The 22,060-nt window shown below is 46.4% G+C and carries 14 protein-coding genes and 2 rRNA genes; 5 read left to right on the top strand and 11 right to left on the bottom strand.

Annotated elements, in window-relative coordinates:
• Positions 1-2: 2 nt before the first annotated feature.
• Positions 3-1,856 carry a DUF3604 domain-containing protein gene (locus LDX50_RS29665; protein ID WP_225699936.1) on the bottom strand — a complete coding sequence of 618 codons (1,854 nt, stop codon included), beginning with the start codon at positions 1,854-1,856 and terminating at the stop codon, positions 3-5.
• 112 nt (positions 1,857-1,968) lie between these two features.
• On the opposite strand from LDX50_RS29665, the gene LDX50_RS29660 reads away from it, so the two are divergent.
• Positions 1,969-2,985, top strand: coding sequence for a metallophosphoesterase family protein (locus tag LDX50_RS29660; RefSeq protein WP_225699935.1), 1,017 nt, complete (start codon positions 1,969-1,971; stop codon positions 2,983-2,985).
• Here the strand turns inward: LDX50_RS29660 and LDX50_RS29655 are convergent.
• Genes LDX50_RS29655 through LDX50_RS29640 form a run of 4 tightly spaced genes read right to left on the bottom strand, consistent with a single transcriptional unit; the run spans position 2,982 to position 5,820 of the window.
• On the bottom strand, positions 2,982-3,563 hold the full coding sequence (locus LDX50_RS29655) for a GDYXXLXY domain-containing protein (RefSeq protein ID WP_225699934.1): 582 nt from the start codon (positions 3,561-3,563) through the stop codon (positions 2,982-2,984). The genes LDX50_RS29660 and LDX50_RS29655 overlap by 4 nt on opposite strands.
• Positions 3,550-4,836 carry a DUF2157 domain-containing protein gene (locus LDX50_RS29650; protein WP_225699933.1) on the bottom strand — a complete coding sequence of 429 codons (1,287 nt, stop codon included), beginning with the start codon at positions 4,834-4,836 and terminating at the stop codon, positions 3,550-3,552. Before LDX50_RS29650 ends, LDX50_RS29655 begins: the two co-directional genes overlap by 14 nt.
• 21 nt (positions 4,837-4,857) lie before the next feature.
• Positions 4,858-5,307, bottom strand: a complete 450-nt coding sequence (locus LDX50_RS29645; RefSeq protein ID WP_225699932.1) for a DUF2214 family protein — start codon at positions 5,305-5,307, stop codon at positions 4,858-4,860.
• Positions 5,308-5,325: 18 nt separating this feature from the next.
• Positions 5,326-5,820, bottom strand: a complete 495-nt coding sequence (locus tag LDX50_RS29640; RefSeq protein ID WP_225699931.1) for a nuclear transport factor 2 family protein — start codon at positions 5,818-5,820, stop codon at positions 5,326-5,328.
• A gap of 173 nt (positions 5,821-5,993) precedes the next feature.
• On the opposite strand from LDX50_RS29640, the gene bioA reads away from it, so the two are divergent.
• Positions 5,994-7,265 (top strand): adenosylmethionine--8-amino-7-oxononanoate transaminase, encoded by a 1,272-nt coding sequence (bioA, locus tag LDX50_RS29635; protein WP_225699930.1) that lies wholly within the window; start codon positions 5,994-5,996, stop codon positions 7,263-7,265.
• On the opposite strand, the gene LDX50_RS29630 is transcribed toward bioA, so the two are convergent.
• Together LDX50_RS29630 and LDX50_RS29625 are read right to left on the bottom strand one after the other, a co-directional pair.
• Positions 7,257-8,879 (bottom strand): mechanosensitive ion channel family protein, encoded by a 1,623-nt coding sequence (locus LDX50_RS29630; RefSeq protein ID WP_225699929.1) that lies wholly within the window; start codon positions 8,877-8,879, stop codon positions 7,257-7,259. The two genes, bioA and LDX50_RS29630, sit on opposite strands and share 9 nt — an antisense overlap.
• Positions 8,842-11,592: a hypothetical protein gene (locus LDX50_RS29625; RefSeq protein ID WP_225699928.1), complete on the bottom strand. Its 2,751-nt coding sequence runs from the start codon at positions 11,590-11,592 to the stop codon at positions 8,842-8,844. Before LDX50_RS29625 ends, LDX50_RS29630 begins: the two co-directional genes overlap by 38 nt.
• A 502-nt stretch (positions 11,593-12,094) precedes the next feature.
• Between LDX50_RS29625 and LDX50_RS29620 the strand changes: the two genes are divergently transcribed.
• Both LDX50_RS29620 and LDX50_RS29615 read left to right on the top strand, forming a co-directional pair.
• Complete coding sequence (locus LDX50_RS29620) at positions 12,095-12,751, top strand: ATP-binding cassette domain-containing protein (RefSeq protein WP_225699927.1); 657 nt, start codon at positions 12,095-12,097, stop codon at positions 12,749-12,751.
• A gap of 17 nt (positions 12,752-12,768) precedes the next feature.
• Complete coding sequence (locus tag LDX50_RS29615) at positions 12,769-14,190, top strand: Gfo/Idh/MocA family protein (RefSeq protein ID WP_225699926.1); 1,422 nt, start codon at positions 12,769-12,771, stop codon at positions 14,188-14,190.
• On the opposite strand, the gene LDX50_RS29610 is transcribed toward LDX50_RS29615, so the two are convergent.
• Entirely contained in the window at positions 14,191-16,596 is a 2,406-nt protein-coding gene (locus tag LDX50_RS29610; protein WP_225699925.1) for an ABC transporter permease, read from the bottom strand.
• Between the two features lie 114 nt (positions 16,597-16,710).
• Here LDX50_RS29610 and LDX50_RS30915 point away from each other — a divergent pair, with 114 nt between their 5' ends.
• Complete coding sequence (locus LDX50_RS30915) at positions 16,711-16,833, top strand: hypothetical protein (RefSeq protein WP_255647453.1); 123 nt, start codon at positions 16,711-16,713, stop codon at positions 16,831-16,833.
• A gap of 129 nt (positions 16,834-16,962) precedes the next feature.
• Here the strand turns inward: LDX50_RS30915 and LDX50_RS29605 are convergent, their stop codons facing one another.
• The 3 genes from LDX50_RS29605 to LDX50_RS29595 all read right to left on the bottom strand — a co-directional run bounded on the left by LDX50_RS29605 (position 16,963) and on the right by LDX50_RS29595 (position 21,806).
• Positions 16,963-18,513, bottom strand: a complete 1,551-nt coding sequence (locus LDX50_RS29605; protein ID WP_225699924.1) for a M20/M25/M40 family metallo-hydrolase — start codon at positions 18,511-18,513, stop codon at positions 16,963-16,965.
• A gap of 169 nt (positions 18,514-18,682) precedes the next feature.
• Positions 18,683-18,794: ribosomal RNA gene (gene rrf / locus LDX50_RS29600) — 5S ribosomal RNA — on the bottom strand.
• Positions 18,795-18,913: 119 nt separating this feature from the next.
• Positions 18,914-21,806 (bottom strand): 23S ribosomal RNA (locus LDX50_RS29595).
• Positions 21,807-22,060 lie beyond the last annotated feature (254 nt).

Genomic DNA, 22,060 nt, shown 5'->3' with positions numbered 1-22,060 from the left:
GATTATTTAGAAGGACGGTACCATATAGGCGAACCCCAGGCACGTTCCTGTATCTGTTCGGGAAGATTTTCCGGATAAGTCACGCCTTCTCTTATTTCATCCCAACGAGTCCAGCGTGCGGTAGGCAACTGAATTACCCGTAAATAATAAAAAGCGGGTACATTCGGATCAAAATCAGGATCCGTCCAGACCGTCAGAAACTCCACCGAACCTTTTTCCGTATTAAAAGCGCCGGTTTCCTTATCAACCGGCGCTTCGATTGGAATAACCGATCCATCGGAACCCATCCTGCCGTCAGAAACAGCTACATTGAATATTTTTTCCTTCACCTCACCGTCTTCAACCCAACCTTTGATGATCTGTAACCTATCGAGGTTCGGTCCCATAGGATCCTTAATAGCCCAAACCACGAATTTTGGAGATTCTCCGGTAGAACCCGGCAGATCAGAACCCATTGCAACGCCTTTCGTCATTCCAGACGATACCATATCGGCATAACTGGCATAGCTGTCATCCAACGAATATCCGGCAAACATACGCACCTGGATCCGCGGGCCGCTGGTAGCAAAAGTTTCCCGGGCCTTCATAGCATCCCAGATATCCTCGCGCGTATTGGCCTCAGCCCAAACACCCATAAGTGACCCGGGATTAATGTCATAGGCATTAGCCCATCCATCAATTATGCTGGTTACGCGTGTTTCCGCTGTTTTATCAGCTAACCCATGACTGCCAACCAGGTAATTGTCTTCCTCGACATTACTTGGAGTGCCGTTATGATTGTCGGTACCTCCCGCAAATCCGTATTTAAATGGGTTGACTCCAAGTGACTGCTCCTTCCGAAGTCCTTCCTTCAGCCCGGAGCGCACGAAGTTTCTTTCTTCAAAGGTACGCCCACTGAAATTCTGAATGCTTTCTGCATTTTCGAAGTTTGCAAACTCATCATTTGTCCAAAATTTCGGATAAACCTCTGAGTTACCCTTTATTTGCATGATCTCAATCAACGGTTCCATCCGCTGCCTTATGCTGGCATATTCGGAAGACAGGGGATTCCCGTCCAGGTCATTCTCCGGGAACATCATTCCCTTACTTCCGTTTGAATTATGAGGAATGGCCAATAGCCTTGAACCTTTTTGCTCCATTTCCATCATCCATTTCCATAGATCCCTCGGGTCTGAACTGTTAATAGCTGAGAAAGGGTAATCGGGGACAACATTATCCCTGAATATCACATTTCGATGCAGATTTCCCCCCTGGGGTGCTGCCGACCATTCAAAAGCATGAAATGTAGTGAACTTACCTGGTTTATACTGCGCTTCCGTTGCTTCAATGTTATTTTTCCAGCCTGCCATGGTAGATTCAATTCCCTGGTAAAATTCCGGATGTCCTCCACCCGTCCTCATCGCCGTAACTACATACTTTGTAAATAATTCCAAGGCCTGATCATAATCATCCCTGGCATTTCGCATGGCTTCAGCAACCGGATCATCATACCCAGGAGCTCCCTCCGTCGTCAAGGTGTAGGTCTCACCCAGAAATTCGGCATGATCTGAAATCGCACAAAAATCAAGAGGCCTTTTCAGTTTCAATTTTCCACCATTAACCTCCACCTCCTTGCCCTGTGCAAATAAGTAGGCATCTTCGGTACTCAGACGGTTGCCGCCGATAAAGGCATCCATGGAGTACATGGTATGAACGTGCGTTTCTCCGAAATAGGCATTCTTCATAGGATTGCGGGGGATTTCAGTCTCTTCAGTCACTGAAAGATCTTCCGGTGAGGATACCTGTTCGTTTGATTGTTTCTGACATCCACACAGAGCAAACAAAGAGAGTATAAGAAGTAATCGGGGATATTTCATGGCAGCAAAGTATTAGTAATACATTATAAATTAGGAAGTAAATCCCACAGCAAACAAATGTATATTGTATCAGCATATAATATTAAACATCAATCTCAACAGAAGATCACCAATGCATCTACTTTTCCGAATACTTGTTCTCCTGATAATTGCGAATACCTTCGGTTGTCGCAAGGCAGATTCCCCGGCCATTTTCCATCATGAATTTAGCACGGAAAATCAGCCATGGACCCATTTAAACTTTGATGGGCATCCGGATCAATTCAGTTTTGCGGTGATTTCCGACCTGTATGGCGGGGAACGGCCCGGCATCTTTGATGTAGCCATAGAACAGGTTAATCTGTTGCATCCGGAATTGATTCTAACAGTTGGAGATCTGATCGATGGCGGCACAGAAGACACGGTTCAACTGATTCGGGAATGGGATCGGTTCGATGAGCGTGCAGAGAAGTTCACCGCCCCGCTTTTCTATACGGGGGGAAATCATGATCTCACGAATGTAACGATGCGCAACTTCTGGGAAGAGCGCTACGGGGCCCGCTACTATCATTTTGTTTACAAGAACGTCTTATTCCTGGTATTGGACAGCGAGGATTTTAATCCGGAACGCATGCAGGACATTCACCTGGCCAGACTCAGGTCCATCGAAGTACTGGAGAGTGACACCCCCGAACAGGTAGTGAATACAGAATACTGGAATATGGATGAGCGTCTGACAGGAGAAATCCGATCCGCCCAGGCTGAATATTTCAGCGAAGTACTGGCTCGATACCCGGATGTTCGATGGACATTTTTATTCATGCACAAACCTGTATGGTCGCGCGAAAACGCCGAAGGCTGGAAAACGATAGAAAACAAGTTACAAAGCAGGCCATATACGGTCATAAACGGTCATTTTCATTCCTATGCGCATACCACCAAAAATAACCGGGATCATATCATACTCGGAACGACCAGTGGAGCCCAAAGCGCCGATGATCCTTCAGCCTTCGATCATATCATGTACATTACCGTAACAGAGAACGGACCGGATATTCTGAATCTTCGCCTCGACGGAATACTGGATAAAACCGGACATATCCCGGTGGGAGGTGATTCATTGTGCTTTCAGGCAAGCAGATGTTTCTAAGGTTCCTGATCCATATCCTCCAGAATCTCACTGATCGGACGGCCATTCAACACAATATCTTCGAGTACAGCCTCACCATTCAGGATACGAACTAAAGCAAATGGTTTTTGATCATTGCCATCACGAAGCGCTTCCTGCAAAATCTTTTCCGCAGGCAGGGCTTTCTTTTCAGAAATGTAATAGCGGTCGAAAGGAAACTTGACAAACACACGTGTCTGTGAATCATTTCCTGACGATAAATAATCGATCGTTAACTTCAGATATTCGGAATCCGGCTCGTCCATTTGAAGATCGGAAATGTAACTGAACCCATTTTCGTCCTCACCCAGGATACCATAGGCATCGTCCATTTCCTCAAACATCACTGAATCACTCATCAGGACCTGATCATTAACAAAGCCAAGTATCAGGTATTGACCCCTGAAGGGATCGGATGGATCGATGGGTTCGATCAGGAATTTATGCACTTCACCTTCCCGAAGGACCCTGTCATGCTGTATGATCATTCCTCCGGTAGCATACAGCTGGGCAATTGCCAGCAGAATAAATAGTCCGATATAAATTCTATTGGCCGACATGCTTCCTCCTCTTTATTGTAAAATAATTGGCTGCAAAAAACCCGGCCCCTACCAGGACAAAAAGGATTCCGCGCACCACGAAGCTTAAATCGGTGTCAAAGAATCTGCATGTGATCAGTAATGCGATGATCAGCATACCAAAATTTAAAATTACCAGGTGGTCACGCATTGCCCCTTCGCGTATCTTCAGAATTCCAACCGCCAGGACCAGGAGATTTATCAGAACAGCCGGATAGTTCCAGTAAAATGAACTAACAAATACCAGAAGAGAAGCACCATACACCCATATGGGTATAGCCGCTCTGTCGGGGATTCCATCCTTCCGTACCTTCACATAGAGTATTACAAACAGGCCTGCAATGAACAGGAACACAAGAAATTCCGGTGATAACAGAAACAAATCCAAATTCCATTCATTGAACCTCATTTCGCGCCATGCCCCGTCAAAACTCAAAATAATAAGAACGATAACCGTACCGACGGATCCCACGATTCGCATTCCATTAAATTCATGAATGCCTTTATGATGTTGCAGCCAGTACCCGAAAGACTGGAACAATCCCATCAGCAGTAGATAATTCATATAGAGCAGACCACCATTTCCACTTTCAAAAACCCAAAGTGACAGCGTAATAGAGAGAGCAATGAACCAGTGATGAAAATGAGTGAAATTAGAACCCGGGGTTCTTTGGATCAGAGAGCGGTAAAAGGGCAAAATAAATGCAAGAAACAGCCAGTAGAAATAACTCTTTTCAGAAAAACCCGGTCCGTCACTTTGAAAAGCAAATGCGGTTATGCCAATCAGCGACAATAACGAGGTTGCAGAAGACCTTAATAAATAAATCTGGGGAAGTACAAGCATCATCCAGACCATCAGGTAATTCGTCAGATTTCCTGGAATATTGTAGATCTGGCTAATGAGTGAAATACTTCCTCCAACGGCAAAAAATAGTACTACACAACTTGTTTCCCTCCATGCAACACTTGCATTTCTTTTGAAAAGCGTATAAAAACAAAGTGCCTGCCCGATTATAAGAGGAAGAAATGCAAAACTTGTTTTAACCCCCCGGCTAAACTGATCCCAGTTATGCGCAATGATCAGGATAATCCCAAGTCCTACCAACAAGCCGCCGAATATTCCGAATATGATGAAAAGCCGGTTTTGGGAATTCGCAGTTGTCTTTGAATCATAATAGCGCCTGATCCGCTCTGCGGCATCCTCATTGATAACCCCGTTATCTACCAGGTCTCTTATGTCCTTTTTAATACCCATATTTCAAAGACTGAAAGTCAACTAACCTATTCCCCGCGCCATCAGCGCCGCCAGTAAAGGTAAGGTAAGCACCAGTATTACTTCCAGCAAAATAAAGTGCCTGATTTTCCTGTATTCCTTGTCAGGCAATTTAATCCCCTCCTCAGGCTTATCAAGCTTACGCCACCTCAGGAAGGCGACCGTCGGATAGATAGATAATAACCCAACGACGATGAAAAGACTCAGTTTTGTGAGAAATACTGCGTTTCCAAAATAGTATTCCGAACCTTTTCCGTAGTAATAAACCCGTACAAACCCGGTGAGTAAAACCAGCAGCGCCGCTATTCCATACAACGTGTCGGCACGCTGCAAAATTTTCATTTCCCGCAGGCCCATTTCCTTTGTGAAAACAAATGCCTCTACCACCAGGGATGAGATCACCAGTAAAATTGAAAGGTAGTGGGCATACGCAAGAAGTGCAGATACTATCATGGACTTCAATATACGATTCTATTGGATTTTGTACACCTGAAAAATTTTTTCATCCCTGATCCTGTATATCACGATCTCTTCCCGTTCTTCACCGTTATACAGGCTGGTAATCCGCTGCTGGTCGATCACCGTATTATCCATGACAGTTCTTTTAATTACTTCAACGGACTGTTGTTCACACAAATCCAGCTTACGCGCACTGTATTGCAGAAGATTTTCTTTGCCCTTCAATATCAGCTGATCCGGAAACACATAGAGTTCTACCTCGTCATGATACGGCTGAATAAAATTATTAAGGTCTCCGTTGTTGTAACCCTCGTTCTGGGTCTGAACCAATTGTTCCGGGATTGATTTTCCCAGGCTGTTTCCTGAAAGATCCAGCGGCAAATCCAGCATGTCGATCCGGTAAAGCAGCTCTTCAAATTTCTTATCAGGGACCTCTGCTTTTTTACTCTGCCCATTGGCAAGCGCAGCGGTCAAACTGAATAGCACTATGATCAGACAAGTTTTCAACCTTTGATTTAATGTTTAAGATAAATTATCGTTTATCTGCTTATCTCCAACAATAAAACTGTCAAACGGAAACTTTTATTGTTAAATGGACGACGGTTACGCCTTATTTATTCTGATCCTTATTCCCGGCGTATTTTTTATTTTGGGCACCCTTGCCTTAATTTCGTATTCTTATGAACGAATGGCAGGAAAGGGACAAGAATTCAGTTTGGCACCCGTTCACCCCGTTAATGGGTGTTGCGGAACCTCTGATGATCACCAGGGCTGAAGGACCGTATTTATTTACGAATGACGGGCGCAGGATCCTGGATGCGATCTCTTCCTGGTGGGTAAACCTCCACGGACATTCACATCCTCATATTCAGCAAGCCATTGCGCGACAGGCCGGTGAGCTTGAGCATGTGATTTTCGCAGGCTTCACACATAAACCAGCTATTGAGCTGGCAGAATCCCTATTAAAAATCCTTCCTGGTCCGTTTGAGCGAATCTTCTACTCCGACAACGGGAGTACAGCCGTTGAGGTGGCGCTCAAGCTGGCTTTTCAATATTGGGAAAACCGGGGAGAGCCGAGAAGAAGGGTCATTGCACTGGACGGCGCCTATCATGGCGACACATTTGGAGCCATGTCTGTAGGTGAGCGGAGCATCTTCACAAAACCCTTTTTCCCCTACCTGTTTGATGTAGAATTTATCCCATTACCCGACGGGCAGAATGATTCGGAAGTTATTACTCAATTTGAACGCCTGATATCCGACGGTGAGGTAGCGTCTTTCATTTTCGAGCCACTTGTTCAGGGTGCTGCCGGTATGCGGATGTATTCGGCCAAAACACTCGACCGGTTACTTGAGATCGCTAAATCTCATGAAATTATCTGTATCGCAGACGAAGTTATGACCGGTTTCGGCCGTACGGGCCGACTTTTCGCATGCGAATTCCTGGCCCATTCCCCGGACCTGATCTGTTTGTCAAAAGGACTTACCGGTGGGGCACTTCCCCTGGGAGCGACGGCCTGCACCGCCGAAATCATGAGGCCCTATCTTACTGCCGACCTGCGACAGGCATTTCTTCACGGTCACTCCTATACCGCGAATCCTATGGCATGCGCGGCCGCCAATGCCAGTCTGGAATTACTGTTAACGGATGATTGCCTGGAAAATATAAAACGCATTGCCCAGTCTCATTCTGATTTTGTGAGGAAACATGCTGGAAATGATCGGTTGAAGGATATTCGCTCCATGGGAACCATTCTGGCCCTTGAATTTTACACGGATCAGGACAGTTCGTATGTGAGTGAAATGCGAAATAGCCTATACCCTTTCTTCCTGGAGCGAAATATTCTGCTCCGTCCCCTGGGAAATCTGATTTATGTGCTTCCTCCTTATGTCACTTCAGATAAGGACCTTGAGGCTGTTTATACAGCGATTGAGGCGTACTTATCACTCTGAGGATTCCCTGAAGAAATCATCGAGTTTCTTACGAAGCTCTTCCTTACTGTTTCCATACCGCGGGGAATTACCAAGTTTCTCCGGAAAAGTTTCCACATGCAGGGTCTGTGTGGGGAAGGCAAAATTGATTCCCAGTTCATCGGCCAGCCTTACGACAGATAACAGGATTTCATGCCGGCCGCGCAACTCATCTGTCCAGGTGGGTACATCGAAAAATATATAAAACAGAATATCGAGTGACGAAGCCCCCATATCATTGAAATGAATCTGATAGTAGTCTTTCCGGGTTTCAGGATGCTGATCAACCAATTTCTTCAGGCCCTCAACAAATACCTCGATAAGGTCGGGCGGCGTATCATAAGTCACCGAAATTCTTGTCATAAAGCGACGATATTTCCGGAGGCCATGGTTATCAATCGTCTGATTTGTAATGAGGCCATTTGGAATATACATCAGCGAATCCCGAAAAGTCCTGATTCTCGTTGACCGAAAACCAACCTCTTCCACCGTCCCGTCCACGTCACCCGATGTAATCCAGTCACCTACCTGGAAAGGCCGGTCAACAAAGATCATCAGAGATCCGAAGAAATTCTTAATCGTATCCTGGGCTGCCAGCGCAAATGCCAGACCACCAATGGATATACCCGCCAGCAATCCGGTAATATCAAATTCGAGGTTATCCAGAATAAAGATACCGCCAACAATCACAACGAAGGTCTTCAGCACCTTCCTCAGCAGCGGAACCAGCTGGTCGTCCAGGGTACTTTCAGTCCTTTCCGCCAGCCGCGAAAAATACATACTGATGACATCCACAAGCCGGTAGAAAAACACAATGGCGAAAATTGGCCATACTGCACGCAGGATAAGAATTACGTATTTATTAAGGATGATGGGCAGCTGTAAAACCGGAACAAACAGGATCAGCAGCGGGAAAATAACCAGAAAGCTGATGGGTTTCGCAATGGGCATCACCACATTGTGAGCCAGTTCCTTGTACCCAAAGCGGACCAATACCTGGTAGATTAGTCGTTCAAACAGAAATGAAAAGACAAGATGAAGAATAAATGCAGAGATGATTAAAAGGAGTATTCCGACCAGCTGCCAGATATGAAGACCCAGGAAAGACCGGGTACCAATCTTTGGCAGAACATTCAGCAGGCGATCGATGCCGAACGGAAATACTTCCTTATGCCAGGAGGTTATCTTACGAACTGATTTCTCACTATAATACCATTTATCTCCCGATTTCTCCAGGTAAAGATCCGGGTATTTATCGGTAAGATAGTAGCGATATTTACTCGAAGCGGAATCATAATAATCCTGATTACGCGGCAATTCGTCCATGTCGATAATGATGCCGCTTCCATCGAGCACTTGCTTAAGCTTAATGGCCAGTTCCTGCCTGTCATCTTGAATTGACGGATGCAGGGTCCTGGCTGCAACTTCAGGAAAGTAATTATCCTCCTGCAGATTGTCCAGATGCGTGTATACCGTAAAATAGGGTGAAGTCAGATTTACCGAGTCCTGCGCCGAGGAAACCACCGGCATGAGAAGAAGAATGCTGACGAACAGATACTTAGAAAGCTTGTACAACGACTTGTTTTCCTGATACATAATATATGGTAAATACCTTATTCAATTCAGAGTATAATAACGCGATCTCCTTTCCGCTGTCCAGGGGTCTGGCACCGAGCATTTTTCCTTCATTTCCATACAGGAAGGTGAAACCCTGGGCTGCATCAGCCACTGCATATACCTGTACATCACTTCCAAAATCATAGTACTGGACATCCAGACCATTTCCTTCCAGGTAGTCTTTCGACATCAGTTCTTCCTGATTTCTGTTGAGCAATACCAGTCGCCTGCGATCATAGCGGGCAATGATATAGGTCTTACCCAACATATCCGGAATCAACTGGAATTCAGTATCTGTTGTCGGCTTATAGAGCTGTTCTGAACGAAGAACCCTGGCAGCAAGATTTACTGTTACCAGCTTGCCATCCTTATCAATCACGGTTAACAGGGTTTCGCTGAAATTGGCGCCGGGCTGAACAAACGGTTTGGTTTCGATTCGCACACCCAGGTCCAGCGGGAATCCGGGGTAATACTCACCCCTGCGGTTCATTACATGAATCTTTCCGCTGCCCTCAATGGCCACCAGGCAATCACGACCGCGTATCCGGAGGTGAAACGGATCTGATGACAGTCTTCCTCCGGTAGTACGGGGTGACCAGCCCTCCAGAACAACTCCCGTCTTGTTATAGAGATACAGGTTGCCGAATTCATCGGCAATGAGCCACCTGTACCGACGGCTATTATCATAATCAACGACAGTAGCATGGCGGGCCTTGTGGGTCAGGCTTACAGGATATCCTTCTACATAATTACCCAACCGGTCGATGATATGAATCGCATTTTCAGTCGTGAAGAAATACTGTAGTTTTCCATTCTGATAAAAATCAACCTGTGTTACATCTGAAGTCAGCCTGCTATTCAGCTGCTTTGACCAGACGATTTCTCCACTGGTTCCAACCAGATGGAAATAATTGGCAGAATCCTGAATAACGGTTTCCAACAGATTATTGGTATGATTCCTTACCACATAGGGCTTGGTAACAATCGGATAGGTGGCCATAGCCCGCATCTTTATGTCAACCTGCGGTTGCCGGACTATCTCAACATTTTTTCCGTCATGCAGCAGCGAAATACTGGTATAGAAGTAATCATCCAGCTTGCTGAACTGAAATGCCATCAAACCAAAATTTTTCAGCATTCCCGCATTATCCCGCGCGAAATTCTCCCATTTGGGGTCACTCTTCGAGAGCAGGTTCTCCCAGGCTTTCCGGTTATTCACGACCATGGTAAGATTGGCTTCCTTCAACAGATCGTCTACAAACTGATTATAAAGCACTGATCTGCCCCAGGTGTTTTCAGACTGGACGGATGAAAGAACCTCCTTTAGAGTTACAAGATCCGGTGCCAGGTAAAGTACGCTATTGTCAAAGGCATAATAGGTTCGGTCAAAACCGGAAAACATCGGCCCGAACAACTGACGGGGAAATTCATCAATCACCAACTCTCTGATTTCAAAGGTATCGTATCGTTCTACATAGGTAGAATCGCCTTCAGCCCGTGCAATGGATTCCCCTAACCGGTTGAGCATGCTCATCACGCCATTGGTATCGCGTGTTTCTGCCATGGCCACAGGTATAAACCCGATAGAACCGGGAACCTCCAGTTTCATGAGGGATACAGAACTTCCAATGCCATTGTAAAAATTCTCAATCTCAAAGTTCAATAACCCGAATTGCTCTGTGCGCTCATCAACAAATGACTTTTCTTCTGTTTCCCAGAAGGTCATAGCTCTGCGATGCCAGGCACTTGCGTCTGAAAATGAAAAGTGCAGAAATATGGCAGTGTTCACCGGAACCCTGAATTTAAAATCTATTTTTACCGGAACCTGGTCAGACAAAGTATGGAGAAACTTGCCATCTTCTCCGCTGTTTGTGAATCCGTTGAAGAACACACGGTTGTTCTCAATCTTAATATCCAAAAATGCATTACGTGCAAAACGGCTGATTTCCCGGGCTTCCATCACATGATCCGGACTGGAAAAGGCAGCCATGAATTCGCCCATGTTATTCACATTTATGTACAGATTGCCATCATCCTGCGCCAGCTTCGGCATCGCAAGCACATTGGCGTTTTCACTGGCAAATCCTTCAACTTCCGGATCGGCAATTCGTCTGATCACATCTTCCACCAGGAATGGAGTATAGCTGGCTATAAGCTTATTATCATGAATGAGGTAGGAAAATACCGACTCCCCTTTTTGCAGTTCATTAATCTGCATTTCCTGATAGGTGCGCGTACGGCGTTTTACCAGGCTGTCCTTCTCATATCTTGACAGAAGGGTAGAGATGATCTGCTGACTTTCAATTTTACTCAGATCAACCAGGAACAATTGGTCAAATGCATTCTTTTTAACCACATGGGTCGTGATCAAAAATGGACTGCCAAGAAGCTGGTCCAGTCCGCCAGCCTGTCCCGATATAGTATCTATCGCCTGAAGCTGTTTATCCAGCTCAGAGATGGCCTTAAGGGAATTGAGTGACGGCCACATAACAGTTTCATGCAAACGTTCCCACGAAGTGGCCGTTCTTGAGGATTCATAAACGGATATTGCATTTGCAGGAACAAGTTGCCAGAGCGATGTTGGTTCCTGCTGATAGTATTTATCATACAGGAGATAGGCAGCCGCAGCAGCCACCAACAGTAAGGTTATTAATAATGCACTTTTCTTCACCCCGATTCCGAATTTTAGCACAAATTAAGCTAAAATGACGGAGGATAAAGAATTTTTGTGATCAGTATTTACAGAAATACAGGAAGCATTCCGGACCTGCGGACTGTCTTGAAGCACCTGTTGACAGACCCCTGCTACGAAACGTCTTCCTGCCTGTATTAGACTCCGTTTTACCCCTAATCGTTGCATTGGCGAGATCGGTACGATAATTGAACCAAACAGCTCATGCCGCGGCAAACAGCCATACGAAAAATCATCTTCAGGGAATTCCTGAACTTCAGCATGATTACCACCATACTTTGTATGATACTTTATGTCAATTCAGGACCCCGGGCAATTCTTTCTTCGGCAGGGATAAAAGCAGCATCATGGGCCGGAATCATTCTATATTTTCATTATTTCCGAAGGATTCATGCTATTGCCATCCGTAATGCGGGTTTTCGTCTGAGGACGATTCTCTTAATCTCAATAATACTTGACATTCTGATACTTGTAGCAGGCTTTCTTATCAGCCATTTGATCTATGTTAAAACTTGAAATAGACAGCGTTAACCTGGAGTTTGACGGCAGGGTGATCCTTTCAGATGTTTACATGTACCTTGAGAGCGGGGTCATTACCGGACTGGCCGGGAGAAATGGAAGCGGCAAATCATGTCTTCTGAAAATCTTATCCGGTTCGATGCAGGCGTCCTACCGGTTCATTCGCTATAACGGCAGCCACATCCAAAACCCGGCGTCTGATCCATGGCTTATTAATTATCTCCCGCAGGAAAATCATTTGCCGGGATATCTCACATTGAAGGACTGTATTGAATTATATCGGATCGATGAGGCAGACAGCAGCAGGCTTCAGGAAATCTGCAGTGTTGATCCCTCTGTGAAGCTCGAAGGGTTATCAGGAGGACAGCGCCGGTTGACTGAGGTCTGTTTATGTCTCTTTTCCCCGACAAAATTCACACTGCTTGATGAGCCTTTCGCACATATTTCTCCCGTAAAGACTGAGCTTCTGTGTGAGGAATTACATCAGCAAAAGAGTAAAAAATCCATATTGGTGACCGATCATCAGTACCGTACAGTAACGGATATTTCCGACCGTGTATTTTTATGTTATAACGGAGCGGTTAGAGAGATTGAAAATTTGGAGGATTTGAGAAAATCGGGGTATATTCCTAAGAAATAATTAACGCATACGGCAAGATGAAAAAGAAGGAAAACCGGAGTACACGAAGAAAGTTTATCAAAACACTGGCCGCAACAGGCCTCACCTTCAGTATTGTCCCTCGTCATGTTCTTGGAGGTTCCGGATTTGTAGCACCTTCAGACACACTGAGGATTGCCGGAATAGGTGTAGGAGGCAAAGGGTACTCTGATCTCGCTGAATTTGCAAAAAGCAAGAATGTAAAAATTGCGGCGCTTTGTGATGTGGATGATCGCAGGGCCGAGAGATCCATAAAAGACCACCAGGATGCGAACTACTATCATGATTACCGCATAATGCTTGAGAAAGAAGGAGATTCTATTGATGCTGTTTCCGTCTCCACACCTGATCATATGCATGCCATCCAGGCATTGGCCGCGATGGAAATGGGAAAACATGTCTATGTTCAAAAACCGCTTACACATGATATTTACGAAGCGCGGCAATTGACAGAAGCCGCTCACCGGTATAAAGTCGTCACCCAAATGGGAAACCAGGGAGCGTCGGGAGACGGTGTACGACAGATGCAGGAATGGTACAGGGCCGGCCTGATTGGAAAGGTACACACCGTATATGTATGGACCAACCGTCCCGTATGGCCGCAAGGAATTGCATGGCCTGACAAGACTGCCGGGGTACCCGCTGAATTGAAGTGGGATCTCTGGCTGGGCACAGCTCCATATAAGGAATATGTAGATAATGTTGTGCCATTCAACTGGAGGGGATGGTGGGATTACGGAACAGGCGCGCTGGGTGATATGGCCTGTCACCTGATCGAACCTGCTTTCAAAACACTGCAACTGGGCTACCCGACCAGTGTACAGTGCAGTGTAGGTAGTGTTTATACCGGACCCTTTCAGCGGGCATATTATCCGGATAGCTGTCCGCCATCTTCACATATCATCCTTGAATTTCCGGAACGCGGTGATGAACCCGGAGTTTCCATGCATTGGATGGATGGAGGTATTCAGCCTGCCAGGCCATCAGAGCTTGAAGCCGATGAGATCATGGGTGATGGCGGTAACGGTGTATTAATGATCGGAACGGAAGGAAAGATGATGTGCAGCACCTACGGTGCAAATCCACGCCTTATTCCCCTTTCCAGGAATGAACAGATCAATGTGCCGGAAGAGATTCCGCGTGTTCCTGAAGGACATTATCTGCAGTGGGTAAACGCATGTATGGCAGGCTATGGTAAAAAAGAGTGCAGCTCCGATTTTGATATCGCCGGGCCGCTCACAGAAAGTGTACTCATGGGCAACCTTGCGCTTCGAAGCTATGATTACCAGGAGAAGAAAGATAATGACATTCAGTACCCGGGTCGGAACATCACCCTCCTTTGGGACGGACCGAATATGAAAATCACTAATTTCGAACCTGCCAATACTTTTGTAAAACGGGAATACAGAACCGGCTGGTAACTATTCCACGCGAATTGTATCGATCGGATTTTGTCTGGAAGCGGTAAACGTCTGGACAAACACAATTCCCATTGCGAGCAGGACCATTGCACCAATACTTACAGCAAAGATCCATGGATTGACTTCCATATGATAGGCAAAATTGTTGAGCCATAGATTAGCCGCCCACCAGACAAGTGGAATAATCAGGATATTCGCAATAAATACAAGGAAGATGAATTCCTTTGAAAGGAGTGTCACCAGTCCCATCGTGTTGGCTCCGAGAACCTTCCGGATTCCAATTTCACGGGTTCTGGAAATGATCATGAAAGATACAAGGCCTAACAGACCGATGGCAGATAACACCAGGGTTAGTACAGCAAAGAGGGTAAATACCTTCATCAGCCGATCCTCAGAACGATATTGTTTATCAAATTCCTGGTCCAGGAAAAAAAATTCAAATGTATAGTCACCCAAATTTTCCTGCCATGAGTTCTGTACATCGCTGATCAGGTTAGATGTGTTGCCGGTAACAAAGCGAATGGCAAAGTAACGGCCGTATCGACTGCTTGTATAACCCATTGCTTTTGGCCAGATCCGACCCTGCAAACCGACACCATGATAATCCTTAACCACCCCGATCACCAGGCCCGCCGGCGTTCCGGAGGGAGAAACGATCCGTTTTCCAATAGCATTTTCAGGTGTTTCCCAACCCATCTCCTTAACGGTGGTTTCATTGATAATCAAACCTTCCGACAATGCCGCAGGATTCTTTTGATCAAAATTTTCTCCTGCCAATAATTCAAGACCAAGCGTAGCAATATAATTTTCATCAATCGCCATGTATTCTGTGTCCACCTGGTTGCCTTCGGCTTCTTCAACTCCTTCGGGATATGCCCACTGGCCCTGCCAGCCGGGGCGGCCGGGCAGCGCATTGGTGAATGACACCTGTTCCACCCCGGCAAGCTGTTTCAGATTATTCTGCAAAACATTGAGGGATGAAGTTTTGGGAACCCGTGTTACGTCGAGTACAAGTACTTGCTCCTTATCAAATCCCAGGTCCTGATTCCTCATGAAATTCAGTTGCTCGAGTACAATGAACGTTCCTAATACCAGCATTCCTGATATAGAAAACTGAACAATCACCAGTATGCGCCTAAGGTTAACGCCTTTCCGGTCTCTTCCCATCTGAACTTTGAATACATCTGACGGCTGATAAGAAGAAAGTATCCTCGAAGGATAGAATCCGGCCAGAAATGTGATGAACAAAATCAATATGAGGGCACCGGCAATGATTTTTGGCTCCAGCAAGGAAGAAAGGGTATAGGATTTACCCATCAGATCATTGAAAAAAGGAAGTGCGAACTCCAGCACAATTCCAGATAACAGGAAGGAAAGCAGTGTGATCACAAAAACTTCCACCTGGAATTGCCAGAATATTGTACTGCGCGACGAGCCGGCTATTTTACGCAGACCAACCTCTCGTGCACGATAAACGGATCTGGCAGTGGATAGGTTTATATAATTTATACATCCAAGTAGGATTACAAACAGTGCAATCGCGCCGACAAGGTACACCTGATCCATGGATCCGTTCGGTCCGAAACCATTGTAATAGGTTTCATTGAGATATATTTTTTCAAGTGGAATGAAAGCCAGGGAAAGTTCAACTCCCAGGTTATCCATCATTTCACCAATATTTTCACGGTACAGATTTTCAGCCTTGGCCGAAAATTCATTGATATCAGCACCATCCCGCAGCATCAGATAATTCCTGACATTAAAATTTCCCCACCCGTCGCTGTAATTGAAATCAGCATCCAGCTGTTCATATGTAGCAAATGAAATTAGCGCATCAAACTGAATATGCGATTGTTTGGGAATATCTTCCACTACGCCGGTAACCTTGAATTCCATTGAATCACGAAGCGTCAAAATTTGCCCCAACGCGTTTGCGCTTCCAAAATACCGATCCCGCATGGAGCGGGTCATTACAATGGAATAAGGTTCAGATAATGCCTTTTGCGGAGTTCCCTCAATAAATTCAAATGAGAACATATTGAAAAATGCATTGTCAGCAAAATAAAGATTATGCTCAAATCGCTTTCCCTCGTGGTTAACCAGCATCGACGAAAAAGCCTGTCGCGTATACACAACCTCTTCCACTTCAGGGAATTCCGATTTCAATTTGTAGGCAACGGGCCATGAATTTGTCTCCATACCGCCGTTTACAGAAGTAGGCGTTACAATTTTATATATCCGGTCTCCATTAGTATGAAATCGATCAAAGCCCGTTTCATCGGTTATGAACAGCAATATTAATACCCCAATTACGAGGCAGAGGGAAAGTCCGATTATATTAATGAAGGAGTACACCCTGGATCTTGATATATTCCTTAGCGCAATCTTAATGTAGTTCTTCAGCATAAGGGCGGGATTTTAATGCAGTAGTCCCAATTCAAATGCCAAAACATATAACATATTGATTATCAATTATTTAAGTGATGTCTTGATATAATTTTTGTCCGCAAATGAACAAGCATGTCTGATTTCGGACGGATAAATGTAGAACCTGTACTAATCGAGATTTCTGAGTTCAGAGTCTATCATGTCACTCAGGCAGGCGTTATGGATATGGACCATCTTTCTTCCCGGATTGTATAAAATGCGTAAAACGGATCATCCGGCATACGCTCAGTGAGGAACGGATTGTCCTAAAAAGGATGAGTATATAAAGGTAAGACAAAAAAAGCCGGCTGAAGTTCAACCGGCTTTTGATAGAAGAATTTTCAATTAATCTTCATCGGGAAATCCACCCCGACGTGTAGCTTTCCTGGCTGAAGGCCATTCCCGTTGTTCACCTGTGCGTGGATTGACGGGCAGCACGCTTTTTTCACGTGATGTTCTTTCCGGGTCTTCGCTTGCCATGTAAGCCAGGATTGCAGTGAGTATTGCATTATTTCTAACGTCGTCAAAGACGATCTTATCGTATGTGTCCCTGTTTGTATGCCAGGTATAGTTCCAGTACGACCAGCTTAGTGAGCTCAATGAGAATGCCGGAGCACCTGCGGCAACGAAGGAAGCATAATCGGATCCGCCACCGCCAGGAACCCCTGGAAAGTTGGTCTCAATATGACGGGTTATGTCGCGAGGAACAGCGCTTAGCCAGCGTCCAAGGTATTCATAGGCATGAAGATACCCTTGTCCGGAAATGTTCACAACCCTGCCGGTTCCATTATCCTGGTTAAACAAGGCCTGAAGATTCTCTACTATTTCGGGATGATCTTCCACATAGGAGCGGGATCCGTTGAGACCTTGCTCTTCACTCCCCCAGTGACCTGCAATGATCGTGCGCTTTGGATTAGGATATACTTTCTTCAGTATTCGCATGGCTTCCATCATGACCAGGGTACCCGTCCCGTTATCGGTGGCGCCTGTACCGCCATCCCAGGAATCAAAGTGAGCTGAAAGGATGATGTATTCATTTGGTTTTTCGGATCCCGGAATGGTAGCGATCGTATTAAAGGTTGGCATCTCTCCGAGATCTTCTGATTCTGCCAGGACATGAATCGATGGCTTATCGCCGTATTCAACCATACGATATAACATGCCGTAATCTTCCAGTTCGAGATCCAGTGTTGGAATTTTCTCGGTGTAGGCACCAAATATCTTGTTCACACCAAATCCACGTGACCAGTTACTCATGAGTATACCGGCGGCCCCGGCTTTCTCAAGTGCTTTGGGAAGTGACCTGCGGTCGTATCCCATTTTGTCGGTTCGTGAACGCCAGTTAGCTTCGGCGCTTTCACGTTCTTCCTTCATTTTGGTAAAGGACTCTTCGGTAGCGAATTCTTCCCAGTTATAATCGGGTCGGCCGGTTGGCTGATTCATCGATATCATCACAAATTTTCCTTTCACGTTGGGGAGCCAGTTTGCGTATGCTGCTGAATCGGGAAGATCCGGAATGATGACTACTTCACCTGTTACTCCTTTCTTACCTGTTGAAGGGCTCCAGGCAAGCATGGTTCCAGTGAGTGAGGCACGTCGCGGACTTACCATGTCGATGTGTGTAATACCTCTTTGCCAGCCTCTCCACGTGCCCCATTGTTCATTTTCGGCGGAAATGCCCCATTTGCCATATTGGGCGACAGCCCAGTCATGGGCCTGTTTCATTTCAGGGGTACCTACGAGCCTTGGACCGATCACATCCAGCATCTCATGCGCGAGGCGTTCCAGTTGTGAATTCTCATTTGCTTCCTGAACGATTGATTCGACGACGGCATCCTGTGCCAGGACGGGGATCCAGAAAATGATGAGTAAAAGGAGGGTATACAGTTTCTTCATTGTGGTTTTATTTAATTTCCACTTTAAATTACTGTATTGACTGATTCCATCAGTTGAAAATTACACAAGTGGTTGGTAAGATGGTACGTACTCTCCTGGCCCAAGGGTGCTATCAAAGGGCGGGGCATAAAAAAACCCTGCAAGGAACACCTCACAGGGTTTTGATAAAATCTGGCAACGACCTACTCTCCCACATGTTACTGCAGTACCATTGGCGCTGTAGGGCTTAACTTCTCTGTTCGGAATGGGAAGAGGTGGACCCCTACGCTATAATCACCATAAAGCGTTGCCCTGGCAACGTCCTGAACTTGTTTCAGGACCTACAGGGTGCCCGGGTCAGACCCGGGACAATTTTTTAATCATGACAGTGTTGTGAAAGAATTAAGAAGGGCAGTAGCCCCAGAGAAAGTGTACGGGTAATTAGTACTGCTCGGCTTTGACATTTCTGTCTTTACACCTGCAGCCTATCAACGTCATCGTCTATAACGTCCCTTTAAAGAAGTCTCATCTTGAGGTGAGTTTCGTGCTTAGATGCTTTCAGCGCTTATCTCTTCCTAACGTAGCTACCCGGCGGTGCAGCTGGCACCACAACCGGTACACCAGAGGTTAGTCCAACCCGGTCCTCTCGTACTAAGGTCAGATCCTCTCAAACTTCTTACGCCCACAACAGATAGGGACCGAACTGTCTCACGACGTTCTGAACCCAGCTCGCGTGCCACTTTAATGGGCGAACAGCCCAACCCTTGGGACCTTCTCCAGCCCCAGGATGTGACGAGCCGACATCGAGGTGCCAAACCTCCCCGTCGATGTGAGCTCTTGGGGGAGATCAGCCTGTTATCCCCAGAGTACCTTTTATCCTTTGAGCGATGGCCCTTCCATGCGGAACCACCGGATCACTATACCCGACTTTCGTCCCTGCTCGGCTTGTTGGCCTCACAGTCAAGCTCCCTTATGCTATTGCGCTCTGCGTACGATTACCAACCGTACTGAGGGAACCTTTGGAAGCCTCCGTTACTCTTTTGGAGGCGACCACCCCAGTCAAACTACCCACCACACACTGTCTCCGACATTGCCGGATTAGGCATCACATAAATAAAGGGCGGTATTTCAACAACGACTCCCCAACGCCTGGCGACGCCGGTTCATAGTCTCCCGCCTATCCTACACATCATTTACACAATGTCAATGTGAAGCTATAGTAAAGGTTCATGGGGTCTTTCCGTCCCGTTGCGGGTACGCGGCATCTTCACCGCGACTACAATTTCACCGAGCTCATGGCTGAGACAGTGCCCAGATCGTTGCACCATTCGTGCAGGTCGGAACTTACCCGACAAGGAATTTCGCTACCTTAGGACCGTTATAGTTACGGCCGCCGTTTACTGGGGCTTCAGTTCAATGCTTCTCCTAATAAATTAGAATAACATCCCCCCTTAACCTTCCAGCACCGGGCAGGTGTCAGGCCTTATACATCATCTTTCGATTTCGCAAAGCCATGTGTTTTTGCTAAACAGTCGCCTGGGCCTTTTCACTGCGGCTTCTCTGTGCAAGCACAGAGGAAGCGCCCCTTCTCCCGAAGTTACAGGGCTATTTTGCCTAGTTCCTTAGCCATGAATCACTCGAGCACCTTAGGATTCTCTCCTTGACTACCTGTGTCGGTTTGCGGTACGGGTACCATTAACATTACTTAGAAGTTTTTCTTGGAAGCCTGATTAGGGCCACTATCCGCGCTCCCGAAGGATTGCGGTACTATCAGGTTCAGCTAGACCGGCGGATTTGCCTACCAGTCCAATACCTACACCCTTTAACGTACTATTCCGTCAGTACGCGAGCCTTTCACTTCTCCGTCACTCCATCGCTGTTAACGGTAGTATTGGAATATTAACCAATGGTCCATCGACTACCCCCTTCGGGTTCGCCTTAGGTCCCGACTAACCCTGATCCGATTAGCGTTGATCAGGAAACCTTAGTCTATCGGTGGGCAGGTTTCTCGCCTGCCTTATCGTTACTTATGCCTACATTTGCTTTTCTATCCGCTCCACCATGGCTCACGCCACAGCTTCGCCGCAAATAGAATGCTCCCCTACCCAGTATTACTACTGCCATAGCTTCGGTACTATACTTAATGCCCGATTATCATCGATGCCCTGTCGCTCGACCAGTGAGCTGTTACGCACTCTTTAAATGAATGGCTGCTTCCAAGCCAACATCCTGGCTGTCTCGGCAACTGGACCGCCTTAGTTCAACTTAGTATAGATTTGGGGACCTTAGCTGTTGGTCCGGGTTCTTTCCCTTTCGGACAAGGACCTTAGCACCCTTGCCCTCACTGCAGAGATTCATTTACTAGCATTCGGAGTTCATCAGGATTTGGTAGGATGTGACTCCCCCTAGTCCTATTGGTAGCTCTACCTCTAGTAAACACTCTCCACGCTGCTCCTAAAAGCATTTCGGGGAGTACGAGCTATTTCTCAGTTTGATTGGCCTTTCACCCCTACCCACAGCTCATCCAAACACTTTTCAACGTGTACTGGTTCGGGCCTCCAGTGCGTGTTACCGCACCTTCACCCTGGCCATGGGTAGATCACCAAGTTTCGCGTCTACCCCCACTGACTATGCGCCCTATTCAGACTCGCTTTCGCTCCGGCTGCGTCCTTAAAAAGACTTAACCTCGCCAATGAGGAGTAACTCGTAGGCTCATTATGCAAAAGGCACGCCGTCACCAGTCTTGCTGGCTCCGACCGCTTGTAAGCGTATGGTTTCAGGTTCTATTTCACCCCGTTATTCACGGTACTTTTCACCTTTCCCTCACGGTACTGGTTCACTATCGGTCTCTCAGGAGTATTTAGCCTTACCGGATGGTGCCGGCTGGTTCAGACGGGATTTCACCTGTCCCGCCCTACTCAGGATACTGATCGCATACGTAAGGTTACCCTTACAGGACTCTCACCTTCTCTGGTCCGGTTTCCCAACCGGTTCAGGTTCTATTACGTATACTCTTTTCAGTCCTACAACCCCCATCATGCCGTAACATAATGGGTTTGGGCTGTTCCGCGTTCGCTCGCCACTACTGACGGAATCACTCTTGTTTTCTCTTCCTCCGGGTACTTAGATGTTTCAGTTCTCCGGGTTTGCCTCCGATTGCTCGGATACTTAGTCTTCAACTAAGTGGGTTGTCCCATTCGGAAATCTGCGGATCAACTCGTATGTGCCAATCCCCGCAGCTTATCGCAGCTTATCACGTCCTTCATCGCCTCTGAGAGCCTAGGCATTCCCCATACGCCCTTCTCTACTTTCTCTAGTTTCTTACGGTTGCGTCTGCATAATTCAACGCAACCCTAGATTTCTTTTTCGTTACTACCTATTTCAGTAATACTCTCGTATTACTGGCTCGTAATTCTTTCACAACATGTCAATGAACTTTTTTGCGCCGTTATCCACCAAAGGTCAAGCATCCCTCACATAGGATCCTTAAGCCAGGTGCAACGCAATGCGGTTACCCCTTCCGGGCAACCCAATACTCTTTCGATAAAACCAATCTGCTTCTGCCATT

The organism is Fulvivirga sedimenti, assembly GCF_020328055.1.
This window is presented reverse-complemented; position numbering and strand designations above follow the sequence as displayed.